This window comes from Bacillus cereus group sp. BfR-BA-01347, assembly GCF_022663835.1.
GTDB classification, from domain to species: Bacteria; Bacillota; Bacilli; order Bacillales; family Bacillaceae_G; genus Bacillus_A; species Bacillus_A thuringiensis_K.
The window spans coordinates 79028-95927 of record NZ_JAKUGG010000007.1 but is presented as its reverse complement, the minus strand read 5'-3'; the positions used below and the strand labels follow the sequence as shown (position 1 = coordinate 95927).

The following is a 16900-nucleotide window of genomic DNA, read 5'->3' as shown; positions in this document are numbered from 1 at the left end:
TTATTAATACAATTTTCTCTCGTTATTATCTCGCAATTTTATCATGTAATTTCGAGATCGTTTCCTCATTTAAATTACTGTGTTTTATCGAATAAAAGAAATATATGACTGCCCCAATAGTAATCCAAATACTAAAGTACATCCATGTTCTTAACGGTAAATTTAGCATTAAAAACACACAACAAACAATTGAAACGCTTGGTAATACAGGTACAAAAGGTACCATAAATCCACGTTTTAAATTTGGGTGTGATTTACGGAGAATAATAACTGATAGACAAACTAACGCAAACGTCACCAAACTACCGATATTAACTAAATTAACCAATTCTTTCAAATCAATAAACCTAGCTATTATAGAACTCCCTATTCCTGACAATCCAGTTATAAAAGTGGGTGCTCCAGTTTTCTTATTAACTTTCGCAAATGATTTCGGTAACAATCCATCACGACTCATTGCAAAGAAAACTCGTGTTGCCGCATACATATTTGAAAAAATAACAGCCATAAGGCCAATTACAGCACCTGCAGCAATTGCACCAGCGACTTTTCCTTGTCCTACCACTTCCATTACATAAGCCATTGCCTCAGGAACATTTAATTCTTTATAGGAAACCATTCCTGTCATAACAATGCATACCATAACATAAATAATTGTACATATGATTAATGATGCAATAATACCGATGGGAAGATTACGTTTCGGATCTTTTACTTCTTCTGCTGAAGTTGCTAATATATCAAAACCCGTGAAAGCGAATAAAATAGCTGCTCCACCCGTAAAAACCCCACTTAAACCGTATGGTGCAATTGGTACCCAGTTCATTGGTTTTACATAGAATATACCAACTGTAATAAACAATAAAATCATACCAATTTTAATCAATACCATTATATTATTGATTCGTTTACTTTCCCTCGTACCACGGGATAACATCCATGCTAATATCAATGTAATGATTACTGCTGGTAGATTTACAATACCACCATGTGAAGGGATCGTTACTAGAGCTTTAGGTATCTCTAATCCAAATCCTTTTATTAAATTGTGGAAATAGCCTGTCCATCCAGCAGCGACAGCCGCTGTTGCCACGATATATATTAACAGTAAAGACCAACCTACTAGATGAGCAACAAACTCACCAATTGTTGCATATGAGTACGTATATACACTACCAGATGCCGGGAGTGTGGAAGCAATTTCTGCGTAACATAATGCTATAAATCCGCATATAATTGCTGCAAGTACAAATGAAAAAATAACTGCTGGACCAGCATCTCTTGCTGCTACTAATCCAGTTAACACAAGAACGCCCGTTCCAATTATTGAGCCTACCCCTAACATAATTAAATCAAATGCTCCTAATGTTTTCGTTAAGGTCTTGCTTTGATTATGCTCTAACAATTGTGTAACGGATTTCTTTTTTAATAACTTACTCATATTCTCTGTATCCCCTTTAAAATAAGGTTTGCTCTTCTCATTATTGTTGTATATAAATTTACTTAGTTATTACATAGTCTTATAATATTTCTTTTACGTTAAATAAATTTGTAACATTCTATTTTTTCTCTTTCCTCCACTGTTCAACAAACATCAGCTATAATGTGTTATAACTCATTCAATTTACCTCCAAAGATATAAATAAAAGATTTCGTCATTCCAAAGAGATAATTAGTTTTGTATGTTCGATAATGGTATGATAAACAAAAATAATTTATTTATTTAATTGAGTTTCACTAGAACTTAAGTTATTTTTCTTCCGTAATACACTAACAATATACCCACATACACCGCCTATAATAGCCGGAACCCCCCACCCTAAACCTACACTATATAAAGGAAGAAAATGTTCAAGAAAATTATGTATTATTTCACTTTCTATTCCAGCAGCTTTTAATCCATCTAACGAACTAAAAATAAATGTCAATATCAAACTCCCTTGATATACTTCAAATCTACCATTGAATACAGAGTGTAAAAATATTAGGAATATTAAGGTAATAGCAATTGGATACATAGTTATTAATACAGGGATTGAAATCTTAATTAATTGTGTTAACCCTATATTCGCAACTAGTGTACTGAAAACAGACAAAATAATAGCAAGTTTTTTGTAAGAAATTTTTGGAAATAATTTATGAAAAAAAGAAGAACAAGCAGTGATAAGTCCTACGCTTGTAATTAAACATGCTACTATAATCATTACACCTAAGAAAATTGCACCATACGAACCAAAGTAATAGTCCGAAACTTTTTCTAAAACTTCAGCCCCATTATTTAAACGACCTAGTTTTTCTACACTAGAAGCGCCCATATAGGAAAGGGCAGTATAAATAAGAGCTAAGAGTGTAGCAGCAATAGCCGTTGCTTTTACACAAACAATCATAAGCTGCTTTTTAGTCGTAGCCCCTTTTTCTCTAATTGCATTCACGATAATGATTCCGAAAACAAAAGCTCCAAGGGCATCTAATGTTAAATATCCTTCTTGAAAACCTTTAAAAAATGAATCTGATGCATACAATTCAATAGGCGCTTGAATTCTTCCAATTGGATGAATAAAAGTCACAACTACGAGCATCCCAATAACAGTCAATTTGATAGGAGTCAAAATTTTCCCAACTATGTCAATAATCTTTGTAGGATTAAGGGATAACAAGCATGTAACTGTAAAAAATAAGATTGTAAATACAGTTAAGGCAACAGGACCTGCATCATGTGATAAAAAAGGTTTAATTCCAATTTCAAACGATACATTACCAGATCTAGGGATGGCGTAAAAGGGGCCAATCGCTAGATAGAGAACGGTCGTAAATACAATACCAAACACCGGATGCACACGACTAGCTAAAGATTGCAAATCATTTTCACCTGAAAAAACAAATGCTGTTATTGCTAACAATGGTAAACCAACTCCAGTAACTAAAAAGCCTGCATTGGCTATCCATACATTATTTCCAGCCATTTGACCAAGCATAGGTGGAAAAATTAAATTTCCTGCTCCAAAAAACAATGCAAACAGCATCAATCCTATAATAATGATAAAGGAAGTAGGAACTTTATTTGACATAACAACTCCTCCGATTATACATTTGTATACACTTTTTATTTTCCCTATAATTTATATATTAATCTATTTAATTCCATCCTAGAGCACCGTTGCGGAAGGCAATGTATGCCCCCGCTCCCTATAAGAGAATAGCAACAAATTTTCAATTTAAATAACTACTTACATTAATGGATGTGAAGTTACGCCTAAACAAAGCCTCTCACTTACTAGTTAAACGAGACATTTCCATAGATTTTTTCGTACAACGTTTCATAGCTGAAATGATAGCTGTTCTTAAACCTTTTTCTTCTAGTGTTGCTACAGCTTCTATCGTCGTTCCACCTGGAGAACAAACCATATCCTTCAATTCACCTGGATGTATTCCCGTTGCCAATACCATTTTTGCAGAACCTAATACAGCCTGAGCCGCAAATTTATAAGCTTGTTTTCTCGGCATACCGTCAAGTACAGCAGCATCTGCCATGGCTTCTATAAACATATACACATATGCTGGAGAAGAACCACTAATAGATGTAACAACATCCATTAGTTTTTCATTTACGACCTCCGTCTGGCCGAAAATATTAAATATATTTAGTACCTCTTTTATATCTTTTTCTGTAACCATTTCATTAAAAGATAATGCAGACATTCCTTCCCCAACAAGTACCGGTGTATTAGGCATTACCCTAATAACCTTTAACTTTCTATCAAATTCATTCTCAGTGCTCTTAATACTTTTTCCTGCAGCAATAGTTACAACAATTACATCATCTTTTATTTGGTCTTTTATTTGGTTAATTACCGATGTGTATAGGTCTGGTTTAATTGATAAAATTAAAATGTCAGCACTGTTAGCGACTTCATTATTGTTAGTAGTTATAGTTATGCCATATTTATCACTAGCATTTTTTAAATTGCTGACGTTTAAATCTGAACAAATTATTTGATTTGGAGACACTATATTTTTATTAATCATCCCACCTATCATAGCAATACCCATGTTTCCACATCCGATAAATCCTATTTGTTTATTCATAATAATTTGATCTTGCTCCTTTTATTCTAAACTTTATTGATTTTGAAATTATTATTCTAAGTTAGGGCTATTACAATTACTGGGTTTATCAATAGAATTTAAAAATTCTCCTTCCTATAATGAGCTACACTTTTGTATGTACTTTACAAGCATGCATTTAAAAAATGTAGAGACTTTCTATTCATAGAACTATTAAAAACAAGAGTAAAATGGTGATGATTTTTCGGAATTAATATTCTTTAACTATTCACCATTTTAAATAGAGCTTACATATTCCTCTAATAATTACTTATTTTCAAAATTTATAGTTACGCTTAAGAAAATGTATTTAAGTTCCAAATAATTATCGCCGTAGATAGTATGAAACAAAGTAATGCAGGAATTATCATTAAAATAGATTGTTTTGCTCGAAAAATATGAGCATGAATGGCTCCGACCATGAGAACTGCTAATAATATATTTGCTCCTAGCGCTAAGTATTGATTCCAAATACCACCGATTATACCTATTGCTCCAATAATTTCAATAAAACCAATTATAGACATAAACCATAATGGATATTGATATTGTTGCCAATGTTCCACCTGAAAAGATATACGAAAAATTTTTATGAATCCCCCTACTACAATAAAAATTGCTAAAACTACCTGAAGAACAATCATCATTTAAACTCTCTCCTTTTAAGACTTTGTTAATTTCTATTTTAAAATTGTTTCAATTAAATATTTTGTAACCCTTTTAGATAGCTCTCTATTGCTATCTTCTTTCCATGTATTCGGTGGAAACCTACTTCTTTTACCGTCTAATATTTCTTGATAGATTTCTTTTATTTGCACTGCTTTCGCTTGCACTTCAAACTCCCTCCTATTCAAGACATATAACGATTCCTCTTTCCTAACGTTAAATAAAACGCCAATAGTAACTATTGTGATCTACTTTTATAACGTAAAAGAAATGTATAGGGTAAAATCATTTCTTTAATCTATAATAAGAAGGACATAAAAAAACAAAAAGTTACAAAAATTTTCAAATTAAAATTTTTGTAACTTTTTGTTTTTGTGTAAATATAAGGTCAATTAAGACGTCTCACCGTTTTAAACTTGACGCTCCATAATCTTGTATAGTTACATTTATATGATATTTAATCGGTACCTTACTAAATGTTCGATCCCAATCTTTTTTGACTTCCTCCCATGTTCTCGGGTGTTTAATTCTTAATTGGTTGCCAAAACCCGCAATATCGACTTGATATTCTTTTTGTATTTTTTTTGTAACATGATGTACTAAGTGCTTTACTTCATTTTCAATAGCTTTTTCTTCCCTTTTTAAAAATTCATTTTCAAAATCTTTTCCTGGTTGCACCCAATTTTCAGACAAACGTCCTTCTGATTCAATGTTTACATCAAAGGAAATATTATTTCCGTTAACATGTGGTATGATTTTGCTTTTTATTGACTTTATTTCGTATATAATGAGTTTCTTTGATTCTTTATCAAAAGTTTTTATCACACCACCATTCCTTTTTCCGTTTATCCATACTACTCCTTCCAATTCCTGTTCATTTAAAAAGCCCATCAATTTTTTTGTCTTCCCTTTAATTACAGCAGCTCCTGCAAATTTTGTTTCCCCATTCATCGAGATTACATTTTGCAAAAGAAAACTGGACCCTGACCGCATCTTTCCTTCTAATTTAGCGAGCGATACAGGAGCCAAAATCCTTGTTGTTCTATTTCTATTATCTGCAATTCCAGACAAACGAAATGCTGGGATTTCTCCTTTTTTGTTTGATTCCAGTACCTCCTTCGCTAGCCCCTTGCTAATTAAGATCATAGAGCTCAGCCGAACTTCATTGTCACGGAGATACTGTTCAAGTAATTGTTCTAAACTGTATGTACGTACAAGACTATCACTAATAACAATGTTTTTTAAATGCGGGCTGAACATTTCGCTCTCTCTTTTCAATGAAAGCTCCCGAACAATTTGATGAATGGAATCACCGGTCTCAGAAACATTTATATACCGTTTTTGTTGTCCGTTTCCTTTACTTTGTGCTTGCGAACTAACAATTTGATAAGTAGCTGTTATAAGATTTCTTTTAGGATATCCTCCTTCCTCATCCTCTTTCTCAATTGTTGAATCCTTCCCTTTATCTAGTGCTATACCTGCAGTTAAACTCAACTCTTCTACTTCTTTACTGCTCCAACATCCTGTTAAAAATAGGAGCACAAGCATCGATAACAAAGCCAAATAGAACCGCATATAATTAAATTTCGTTTTCACACTATTCCTCCTTTTAATCGCTTAATAATAAGAAGGAGCAGTGGCAGTAAACCAAATAAAAATATAGCAGCATCACCGAGCATATCCCCCAATTTAAGCAAATGATTTATATTTTTCGAAGTCATAGCAATGATGTAAATGATTGGAATCAAAGCAAAAATAAATGGATGAATACTCTTTTTAAAGAGTTGGGCTAATCCTAATGCAGCTGCATAGTAACTAATCGTATAGGTAGCAAATATTTGCATAATCCATATTACAAGTAGTAAAGATTCAAAACGTTCAAATATCAAACCAGAAATTTCAAAACTGCGCATAAGGTCAATTGTCGGCCATGTTCTTGTTACAACCCCATCAATTGATAATGCACCGATGACCATTACAACAGTTATTACATAAAAGATTAACGGAATAGAAATTCCAACTAAAATAGCTTTTACTGCTTTATTTCGTTGTTCCATAAACACCAAAAGAATTAACATAATTTCAGGACCTGTATATGCGAGAGACGTTGTTTTTATCCCATCTAACACTGGTTTAATCCCAAAACCCAATACGGGACGGAGATTATCTATCTCAAATATTCCGATACTCATAAAGGAAATGACTAAAAAAATAAAAACAGTAATAGGGAATATTATTTCAAACATCCGTGCAATTGAGTTAATACCACTCATAATCAAATAAAGACCTATCCACATAAAAGGCATAATAATAGCCCATGTAGGAGTTCCTTCGAGCAAAAAAAAGCTTATTACTTCTGCCATTGAACGAATTTGAAAAGCTGAGGTTGTAAGAAAATAACCTATAATAAGAAAACTAAGCAACCTGCCTATCCATTTCCCTACAATTTCTTGACTGTATTGATAAAAGGTTTTTTCTGGGAATCCTTGACTTAATTTGACCATGATTACTCCTGAAACCATTGCGAGTATTCCACCTAATATCACACTTAGCCATACATCTGGTGTTTTCACTTTTTCCACAGATGCTCTGGGCAGAGTGAGGATTCCTGTTCCGAGTATGTAATTTACAATAATAACAACTGCTTGCGAAGTTGTTATTCGGTCTTGGGATTTAGTAATCACTGAAGGCCACTTCCTTTCGTCATCAGCTACTTTTTGCGGATAGTTTTTTTAGTATGCATTATTTTTGGTCTACGTCTCATTATTTTTAATGGCATGCGAACCATAAAATCTTTCCAGTCACTAAATCGATACGGAACAGCAGGGCTAGTATAAGGAACGCCAAAACTTTTCAGTTTCACTAAATGACTGCAAAGTAAAAGAAAGAAGAGAATAACTCCATACAATCCAAATATCGCAGCACAAAACATAGCTACAAAACGAAGAATGCGTAACGTAATTCCCACACTATATTGTGGGATAGTAAAAGAAGAAATAGCTGTTACCGCAACAACGATAACCATTATTGGGCTAACGATTCCTGCTTCTACGGCAGCCTGACCAATTATTAAACCGCCCACAATTCCCATTGCAGGTCCAATCGGTTTAGGCAGACGTAAACCTGCTTCTCGTAAAACTTCGATGGCTACTTCCATAATCAACGCTTCGATTAAAGCGGGAAAAGGAACTCCTTCTCGCGATCCGATAATAGAAATAGCTAGCTTGGTGGGAATTAATCCTGGATGAAATGAAATAAAAGAAATATACAGTGCTGGAGCAAATAATGAAACAAACGCTGTCATGAAGCGTAATAAGCGGAGAAGCGTACCAGGAAGCCACCTTTCATAATAATCTTCTGGTGATTGCAGCAGCATACTAAATGTAACTGGAGCAATTAAAACAAATGGTGTTCCATCTAACAAAATAGCTACTCGGCCTTCCATCAAAGCACTAATAACACGATCAGGTCGTTCTGTATTTTGAATCTGCGGGAAAGGACTGAGATAATTATCTTCAATGAGTTGCTCTATATAACCAGATTCGAGTACACTGTCTATGTCAATTTTCTGAATTCTGTTTTTTATTTCTTCCACCAATTCTGTACTAGCAAGATCTTTAATAAATGCGACAACTAATTCTTTCTTTGCACGTTCTCCTACTGGTAGCTTTACTAATGATAAGTTCTCATCTGCACAATGCCGTCGCAAAAGTGAGGTATTATCACTTAATACTTCAGTAAAACCAACCCGTGGCCCTCTGACTAATGCCTCTGATACTGGTTCTTCCATGTTTCGTTTATTTGCTTTTGTTGTACCAAGAATAAACACATCTGCTAAACCATCAATTAAAAGAGCTGTTGAACCTATCAATACTTTGGATATCACATCTTTTATGTAATGGACTTCTGCTACTTCACTAATTGTAAGAACTTTATTTTTAATATATTCTTTTGAAACAGTCCCCTCCACATAAGAAGATTCATTTTTATATTCGTCAGAAAAATCATCCATTAGTAATTTCATAATATGTTTGTCAATGATCTCTTTATCTGATAGACCATCAACAAAAATGATCCCAGCTTGAATATCTGTGCGTCCAATATTAAACTTCCGAAAGCGAACATCAGAATTATGTCCGATCTGTTGCTTTATAAGTTCTAAGTTAGAGGCAAAATCGTTTGTGAAATGAACGGTTGCATTTTGAGAAGGTTTATACTCTTGTTTCGTTTTACTTTGAATATTATTTTTCTTCACTTGTTTGTCTCTTGACTTCCACCAACTCATTCTTCCCACTCTTTCTCTGTCATACGAACCCAATGAAAAAATCTTGAGATAGTATACGGAATTAAAAACAAAATAAAAGCTTGTACAAAGACTTTCCAATCTGGAAAATAAGAAGTAATTATGTTCCACATGTTTATCACCCAATTTATATACTCTGTTAGGATTGAAATTTCTAAAGAACGATATGTACTTAATAAAAAATAACGATAAGATTAAAGAGCAGAAAAGCGAGACATTATACTTATTTAGTACCAATAACCTAGTTAGTATAAAAACATTTCTGACCTAAAATACCATTTTTAATTATAATTTGTTAAATATTATCTCCTCTTCCTTCATTTGTATGCCTGCATTTGAATTTCAAATAATATAAGTATGAATGATATTTTCTCTAAAAGAAAAAAAGATGCTAGAAGATAGCATCTTTTTTTAAATTCAACTTACTATGTAGTTATATTTTATTTTGGAAATACTCGTTTTTAAATGAATATTAATGTGTAAGAAATACATATTCTTTTGTTCCAAGTTAGTACATTTCTACCAAATCGATACGGAATTTTCTGATTTTAAAAATGATATGAAAGAAAGGAAAATACTCTCTTAGAAAAACTATATAAAACAAATAACATGAAAACAACTATCAATCTATTAATTGAAAATGATAATGAGCAAGAGTTTATCATCTTAATTCCAAGTGTATTCGTTTTGCTTCAAAATAAAGAACTTGAATGAATTTTTTCGTATCAATACGAGCAGGTACTGTTGGTTCATTATTCAATTCTGTCATCTTTCTCCTTACGGTAGTAAAATCAAAAAATCTAGAAGCATAATTTTCGAACTTCGGGTTTAAAAAATCAGTAAGTCCAAGAGATGCTAAATGGTTTAATGATTGATAAATTGCTCTCCGAATCCGTTGTTTGGAAGCTTCTATGAACCTTTTTAATTCGGTATCTTCAGCTGAATCCCCAAGTTTTTTTTGAGCTAAATTCATAAAAATCTCTTTTAGTGAGGGAAAACCTTGTTCCAACGTGTTATCTTGTTCATATTTATATAAATAATCTAGCATATCCATTAAATCTTTACTTCCATTTTCACTGGCTATTCCTAATTCCGACAAAAGAAAATGAATGGAATTTTGAAAATGATTAAAAGTATTTAAATGTTTTTCATTACGGTATTTTTCTTGCGCACTTGAATTACTATCCAATTTTAGTACCGTATTAAGCGATTCTTGAATGTTTTTTATCGATTTTTCCAAACGAATTCTTTCAATGACTTTCCGGACAACTGTTAATACTTCAATCCGGTTAATTGGCTTAATAATATAGTATTCAACGCCAAGCGAATAAGCTTCAGCAATTAATTCTTTTGATTCTACTTGAGAGACCATGATGATTTTCCCTTTAAACGAAGGCTTTATTTGACGAATTGTTTTTATTCCATCTTGAATGGGCATTAACAAATCAATAAATAAAATGTCTATATTTTTAAGGATCGGCATGTATTGCTCTAAAGATAAACCATCCTCAGCTTCTCCTATAACCTCTCCAAGATCTTCATCCTCGATAATTTGAGCCAACATTGAACGAACCGCTTTTTCATCATCTACTATATAAAAATACATAGAATCACCCTTTCGAAATTATATGATCAATCCCTAATCTAATTATAAAAATTGATCCTCTTCCTTCGGTTCTGTCCTCAAGCGTAACATCACCTTCAAGTTGTTCGACCATTTCTTTAACATACGATAGTCCGATGCCTGTCGATGGATTGCCTAAACCATCATATTTAGAAGTAAAACCAGGCTCAAAAATTGAATCTTTATATTTTGAAGAAATACCTGGACCGTTATCTCCTATTCGAAATTCAACGAAATGATGGTCTTTATTAATGTCAATTATAATGGTTCCCATACTTTGGATAGCCTCTACAGCGTTTGTCACGATATTATTTACAATAGATAGGATTGTATAAATATGATAATGAGGATGCACACCATCAATTTTATATACAAATTGGATGTCTTTCTCTAGCAACCGTGCATATTTCGTATTTGCCCGTATAATGATGTTTACTAGTTCATGTACAGACATATAATCTGTAAAACTTTCATCAGAAATTAGTTTTGAAAGTCCCGCAAAAATACGTTGATTATCCTTTTTAACGTCATGCACCTCACCAGCAATTTGTAATGCCTGTTGCCTTAAATCCTGAAACTGAAAATCCATCTGTTTATGCTCAAAAGAGTCTAAGGTTTTATATAAATCATAGGATTTTTTTGTTATATTCTCAGTATCTTGTAATGTTTTTTTTAAATGAACAGCATCTTCATATAAATTAGAAATGAGCATAAGCATATGTTCATTTTGTTTCTTTATGTGTCTCTCCCTTGATTGCGCTTCATACAATTTCATCATATTGAAAAAGCTTAGAACTATAAAACTATGGGAACATGCGATAACAACGATCTCATTTATTGCCTCGGATGTGATCGATGTTTTTAATACGAAATATTGAATCATTAATTCCACACAGTCTGACAATATTTCAATAACGCAACCAATCAAACCGATCATTAGTGGTTGATGATAAAAACGTTTAATTTTTGCTAAATGAAAGAGATACGAATACGTAAAATAAAAGAAAAAACTAGGATAGTGAGTATGAAAAGCGGCTAACCAATCCATATTTCCCTTTATTATTACATCCATTGACATACGAAATACTACAACGACTATTGCTGTTAAAAAACCCGGTAAAAATGCTGGAACTCGTCGAAACAATAACAAAAAAAAGAAAAATGTCGGTGCACCAAAGCTCATTCTAAATGTTTCGTTTAAGGGAAATGACTTTATTTCACCTACTAAGGGTACTGTAAGTATCATTAAAACAAGAATATAGATGTCTTTTTTTACTAAATTACTAAGATTCAAAATAATCACTTCCCACTTTCGCCTAACAGTCAGTATACAAACCTATTTGTATTAATACAACACTTACTCTATTTTTTTCAAAAACTAATAAATAAGATATAAACGAAAGTATTACAGATTGTGAGTATTCATTACAGTCTTCTACTTTAGAAAGATACTTTATAACTCAAAAATGTTCAGACACAATATATGGCCTGAACACTTTTGGACTCGCTCTAACACCAAAATATTTGTGCTCCTTTTTAAAATATACTCAAATCCCATTCTTTTGCAATATGTTCTAACAACATAACTCCTGGTAAACTATTCCCATATTCATCAATGGCTGGTCCGTAAATACCAATACCACATCCATCTTGAAACGATAAATCCTTCCTAGATTTTGAGGGAACAAGTGTCATAATTCCGCCGGATACCCCACTCTTAGCTGGTAATCCAATAAAAGCAGCAAATTTCCCGGAAGCATTGTACATTCCACAAGTAAGCATTAAAGCTTTTGTTAACCTAGCTACTTCTTTAGGGAGCACTTGTTCTTTGCGAATAGGATGATATCCATCATGTGCTAGTATAAGCCCTATTAAGGCAATATCTTCTGTATTTATTTCAATTGAACATTGTTTTAGGTAAACCTCTAGTGTCTCCTCCACATCTGATTCTAGAAAACCATTCTCCTTTAAATAGTATGCTAAAGCTCTATTACGATGAGCCGTTTCCCATTCTGATTGAAATACTATTTCATTAATAGCAGGACGCTTCTCTATCATTTTTTCAATTAATACGTATAGAGATTCTAATTTTTCTTTCACCGATATCCCTGGCAAAAGTGAAGCTATCGTAATCGCTCCAGCATTAATCATAGGATTAAAAGGTTTTCCTGGTTTATGTATCTCTAAACGAATAATCGAATTGAAGGCATCTCCAGTTGGCTCTACGTCAACTCGTTCTAATACATAAGAAATACCACGACTTAAACAAACGGCTATAAACCCGATTACTTTTGATATACTTTGTAATGTGAAAGGTACCTCCCAATCTCCTGACTTTATCATTGTTCCATCTGGCTTTACTATACAAATCCCTAACTGCGATACATTTATTTCCCCCAGAGCGGGAATATAACTGGCGCTTCGTCCCTTAGCTGCATACGTTCGATAATGAGCTACCCATTGATCTAAGCAAACTTTTTCTTGACCCTCAATTTGAACGATAGAATCCTTTATCATTTAACAATATTCCCCCGTACTATTAACTTTATATAGAATAATTTTTTCTTTAATATCATCAATAATATTTGCACTAGAACCAAGAAAGATATTCAGGCACATTGCAGTCTGAATATCTTTCTTATTACACACTTTTCTTTTTTGAAGTTTCCTCATAACTATCCCAACATTCAACATTTTCAAGTCCTTTAATGCTTTCTTTATAAAAAACAGGATCTTTACCAGTTTTTTTCTGGTTTATATAATCTTGTAACGCCGCAAATGCTACTTTTGAAAGTAAGGTAATAGCAATTAAATTAATAATAACCATAAATCCCATAAATAAGTCCGCTAAATCCCATACAATTTGAACCTTTGCAACAGAACCAAATACAATCATAGCCAACACACTTATTCTGTATGTCATTAACCACACTTTACTTGTATGTAAGAAGCGAATATTTGTTTCACCATAATAATAGTTGCCAATTAACGCACCAAATCCAAATAAAAAGACAAAGATAGCAAGACAACCCGATGCCCAAGAACCGATGTGTTCACTTAATGCTGCTTGTGTAAGTGCAATACCATTTAACCCCGGTTGTTTATATGCATCAGACAGCAAAATAATAAAGGCAGTACTAGTACAAATGATCAGTGTATCGGTTAATACACCAAATGCTTGAATCAGTCCTTGTTTCACCGGATGACTTGTTGTTGCTGTTGCAGCAACGTTTGGTGCACTTCCCATACCAGCTTCATTTGAAAATAAACCACGTTTAACTCCATTCATAAGTGCTGCACCAATTGAACCTCCTGCTATTTGTTTAAAACCAAATGCGTTTTGAACAATAAGAGAAAGAACTTCCGGCATTTTTGATATGTTGGTAACTACAACAAATAATGCAGCTCCAATGTATAATACCGCTAAAAATACCACCTTGTATTCAGCCATTTTTGCAATACGTTGTACACCACCAAAGATAATCGCGGCGAAAGCAATGGCCATGATTATCCCAACTGTTAAACGATCTGTACCAAATGAATTTTGAAAAGCAATTGTAACTGTATTTGATTGTACTGAATTGAATACAAGACCGAAAGTAATTGTAATTAAAATAGAGAATAATACTCCCATCCAACGTTTATTTAACCCTTTTTCCATATAATAGGATGGCCCACCGCGGAAACCAGTTTTATCTTTTACTTTATATATCTGTGCTAATGTGCTTTCAACAAAACTGGATGCCGAGCTAATAATAGAAATAATCCACATCTAAAATACAGCTCCAGGACCTCCTAATGCAATCGCAATCGCAATTCCTGTAATATTCCCTGTTCCAACGCGAGCTGCCATACCAATACAAAACGCTTGAAAAGGAGAGATTTGATCTTTAGAACCACTTTTCCCCTCCATTAATACACGGACCATCTCTTTTAACATTCGAAACTGTACAAAATTCAATTTAAATGTAAAATAAATTCCGCAAATAACAAGCATAATAATTAACAATTTAGACCATAAAAAATCATTTGTTGATCCGACTAACTCTACAAAAAATCTTTCCATATTATCACTCCATACCAAAAATTTATCTATCATAATCTATATAAAATCACCTATATTCCGTGGCATAAATACCTCATTCATATTCAAATACAACAAGGATAAAAATTTTCTATATGAATAGAATTGGCCTGTTTAAGCAAACATCGCAACACGCACCTAAAAACCCAAATTTTCAAAAAAATTATCGATTATACACACGATGCTCTATCCCCTTCTGCAAAACTAATATTCTTATCCACTATTGTTGTTGTACTATTATGTTTGTTTCGTTTACCGGTGATTTACATTTAAATCATAATAATCAATAGTGATTAAGTGGTTTTTTGTTAATTTTCTCAAGAACATGGAAATATCTCCTTTCTCACTACTAATCTCAAAAATAGGCTAGATAAAAACTTCACGAAAAATCTATAAAGCGCTTTCAATCTTCAACTAAGAGAAGCTTGTCTTTAATTTATAATCAAAAGTACAGAATGTTACGAAAAAGTACAGATTTTTATAAAAACAAAAAAATATTTTAAGATTTTTCATCTAAAAAACAGTGAGATTTTGTGAATTTTATACAGTATCCAAACATCGCGGATTCCGTTCTACCTAACCTTTGACTAGTCTCTATTTTCTTCATAAAAACATGCATATTTTTTCTCTTTTAGAAGTTCATATAAAGTATTTGAAATCAAGAATCAACGGGATATTATAAGAATATTTAAAAAATAAAACATTTAATTTATTTATGGTATCATACAAAAAACATTTGTTTTCTCAATTAATCCCCCTAGTTTGATTCGTCTATATTGCACATATTCGCAACATGAAAGACACTAAGAAAAAAAGGATTTTGTTGAAGGGATGAAACATTACAAAACTCTTATTTAGGACCTTATGACATCCTCTTTTCTAGCAATATCGAGTTATCCCAAAAAACGTATATTTACTAACATAGATTACAGGTGGTGTATTGTGAAAGAAATAGTATTCGTTCAAAATAAAAAAAGACTCCTTATGAAATTCGAATTTTTAAAAAAGGATTTAGTACTTACCATTTCACTGATACTAGCAATTGTAAGCTGCTTCATACATTCGCCAAAGGTCGAATATATTAACTTTGAAGTGTTAATTAGCTTATTTAATCTAATGGTGGCCATTAAGGCCTTGGAACAACTAAAGATATTAGACAAACTTGCCGTTGCGATTTTAAATAAATGCAATAACAGCAGGTCAATATCTATTATTCTAATTTTGTTATGCTTTATTTGCTCCATGTTTGTAACAAATGATGTTGCTCTCCTCACTTTTGTACCAATAACACTTGTCATTAGTAAAAAAACACAAATGAACATGATGGATACAATCATCCTGCAGACAATTGCGGCAAACATCGGTAGTAGCTTGATGCCTATGGGAAACCCACAAAATTTATATCTATATTCTTACTATGGAATTAAGCTCATCCCATTTTTAGGTTCAATCCTGCTTTTAGCTGTACTTGGAATTAGTTTGTTGTTTATATTTACTCAAAAACTTCAAAAAACAGATTTAAAAATAGAACTACCTGTTATTACCGTGAAGAATCGAAAAAAAGCTACCATCTGGATTTTGATACTTATCACTATCATTGCATCTATTTTTGGTTTCATTAATTATTACATTGCGCTAATAGTTACATTGATGGCAGCTTTTACGTTAGATAGAAACATACTATTAAAGATTGATTACTTTCTTCTAATAACCTTTGTCTGTTTTTTTATTTTTATTGGAAACATTTCTCATTCTGATGCGCTGGGGACCTTTGCTCGCGCTAATTTAAGAGGAGATACTTCAGTCTTCTTTAGTTCCATATTTTTGAGTCAATTGATTAGCAATTTTCCTACTTCAATTCTTCTATCAAACTTTACTTCTGATTGGAAAGCTTTATTACTAGGAGTAAATATTGGAGGGCTTGGAACAATTATCGCATCTTTAGCCAGTGTAATCTCCTATAAACTATTCATTCAGGCCAATGTTAAAGAGAGTAAGGCGTATTTAATTAAATTTAGCATTTACAACTTTTCATTTTTAATCATACTTACATGTATACAATACTTTATTTTTAAATTTCTATAACTTTAAAAAGTGATTACTACTAGAATAATAAAAA

Annotated in this window: 12 protein-coding genes and 2 pseudogenes; 1 reads left to right on the top strand and 13 read right to left on the bottom strand. The window is 32.6% G+C overall.

Features of this window, described 5'->3' with window-relative positions:
- Positions 1–25: 25 nt before the first annotated feature.
- From MR143_RS13185 to MR143_RS13130, 13 genes and pseudogenes are all read right to left on the bottom strand, one after another.
- Positions 26–1441 carry an amino acid permease gene (locus tag MR143_RS13185; protein ID WP_242280798.1) on the bottom strand — a complete coding sequence of 472 codons (1416 nt, stop codon included), beginning with the start codon at positions 1439–1441 and terminating at the stop codon, positions 26–28.
- Between the two features lie 274 nt (positions 1442–1715).
- Positions 1716–3068 (bottom strand): branched-chain amino acid transport system II carrier protein BrnQ5, encoded by a 1353-nt coding sequence (brnQ5, locus tag MR143_RS13180; RefSeq protein WP_000066879.1) that lies wholly within the window; start codon positions 3066–3068, stop codon positions 1716–1718.
- A gap of 199 nt (positions 3069–3267) precedes the next feature.
- Complete coding sequence (gene proC / locus MR143_RS13175) at positions 3268–4086, bottom strand: pyrroline-5-carboxylate reductase (protein ID WP_001041304.1); 819 nt, start codon at positions 4084–4086, stop codon at positions 3268–3270.
- Positions 4087–4400: 314 nt separating this feature from the next.
- A complete protein-coding gene (locus MR143_RS13170; RefSeq protein ID WP_000973720.1) occupies positions 4401–4751 on the bottom strand; it encodes a DoxX family protein in 351 nt (116 codons plus the stop codon).
- Between the two features lie 36 nt (positions 4752–4787).
- A pseudogene (locus MR143_RS13165) lies at positions 4788–4937 on the bottom strand (DUF4046 domain-containing protein); the annotation flags it as partial.
- A gap of 235 nt (positions 4938–5172) precedes the next feature.
- A complete protein-coding gene (locus MR143_RS13160) occupies positions 5173–6366 on the bottom strand; it encodes a Ger(x)C family spore germination protein (protein ID WP_000850038.1) in 1194 nt (397 codons plus the stop codon).
- Entirely contained in the window at positions 6363–7454 is a 1092-nt protein-coding gene (locus MR143_RS13155) for a spore germination protein (RefSeq protein ID WP_242280797.1), read from the bottom strand. Before MR143_RS13155 ends, MR143_RS13160 begins: the two co-directional genes overlap by 4 nt.
- A 26-nt stretch (positions 7455–7480) precedes the next feature.
- Positions 7481–9055: a spore germination protein gene (locus tag MR143_RS13150; protein WP_000119240.1), complete on the bottom strand. Its 1575-nt coding sequence runs from the start codon at positions 9053–9055 to the stop codon at positions 7481–7483.
- Positions 9052–9186, bottom strand: a complete 135-nt coding sequence (locus MR143_RS32965) for a hypothetical protein (RefSeq protein WP_000267086.1) — start codon at positions 9184–9186, stop codon at positions 9052–9054. The genes MR143_RS13150 and MR143_RS32965 overlap by 4 nt, the downstream gene beginning before the upstream one ends.
- A gap of 548 nt (positions 9187–9734) precedes the next feature.
- Positions 9735–10679: a response regulator gene (locus tag MR143_RS13145; protein WP_000274091.1), complete on the bottom strand. Its 945-nt coding sequence runs from the start codon at positions 10677–10679 to the stop codon at positions 9735–9737.
- 4 nt (positions 10680–10683) lie between these two features.
- Complete coding sequence (locus MR143_RS13140) at positions 10684–12000, bottom strand: ATP-binding protein (RefSeq protein ID WP_000584815.1); 1317 nt, start codon at positions 11998–12000, stop codon at positions 10684–10686.
- A 233-nt stretch (positions 12001–12233) separates the two neighbouring features.
- Entirely contained in the window at positions 12234–13214 is a 981-nt protein-coding gene (gene glsA, locus MR143_RS13135; protein WP_000588633.1) for a glutaminase GlsA, read from the bottom strand.
- Positions 13215–13338: 124 nt separating this feature from the next.
- Positions 13339–14763 (bottom strand): annotated as a pseudogene (locus MR143_RS13130) (alanine/glycine:cation symporter family protein).
- Between the two features lie 960 nt (positions 14764–15723).
- Between MR143_RS13130 and MR143_RS13125 the strand changes: the two are divergent.
- The gene (locus MR143_RS13125; protein ID WP_000659269.1) at positions 15724–16866 is read left to right on the top strand and encodes an anion transporter; all 1143 of its coding nucleotides are present in this window, start codon (positions 15724–15726) and stop codon (positions 16864–16866) included.
- The last annotated feature ends 34 nt before the right edge of the window (positions 16867–16900 follow it).

Coding starts and splice junctions, on each gene's coding strand:
- MR143_RS13185 (WP_242280798.1), bottom strand. CDS start 1,441: ATGAGTAAGTTATTAAAAAAGAAATCCGTTACACAATTGTTAGAGCAT.
- brnQ5 (WP_000066879.1), bottom strand. CDS start 3,068: ATGTCAAATAAAGTTCCTACTTCCTTTATCATTATTATAGGATTGATG.
- proC (WP_001041304.1), bottom strand. CDS start 4,086: ATGAATAAACAAATAGGATTTATCGGATGTGGAAACATGGGTATTGCT.
- MR143_RS13170 (WP_000973720.1), bottom strand. CDS start 4,751: ATGATGATTGTTCTTCAGGTAGTTTTAGCAATTTTTATTGTAGTAGGG.
- MR143_RS13150 (WP_000119240.1), bottom strand. CDS start 9,055: ATGAGTTGGTGGAAGTCAAGAGACAAACAAGTGAAGAAAAATAATATT.
- MR143_RS32965 (WP_000267086.1), bottom strand. CDS start 9,186: ATGTGGAACATAATTACTTCTTATTTTCCAGATTGGAAAGTCTTTGTA.
- MR143_RS13145 (WP_000274091.1), bottom strand. CDS start 10,679: ATGTATTTTTATATAGTAGATGATGAAAAAGCGGTTCGTTCAATGTTG.
- glsA (WP_000588633.1), bottom strand. CDS start 13,214: ATGATAAAGGATTCTATCGTTCAAATTGAGGGTCAAGAAAAAGTTTGC.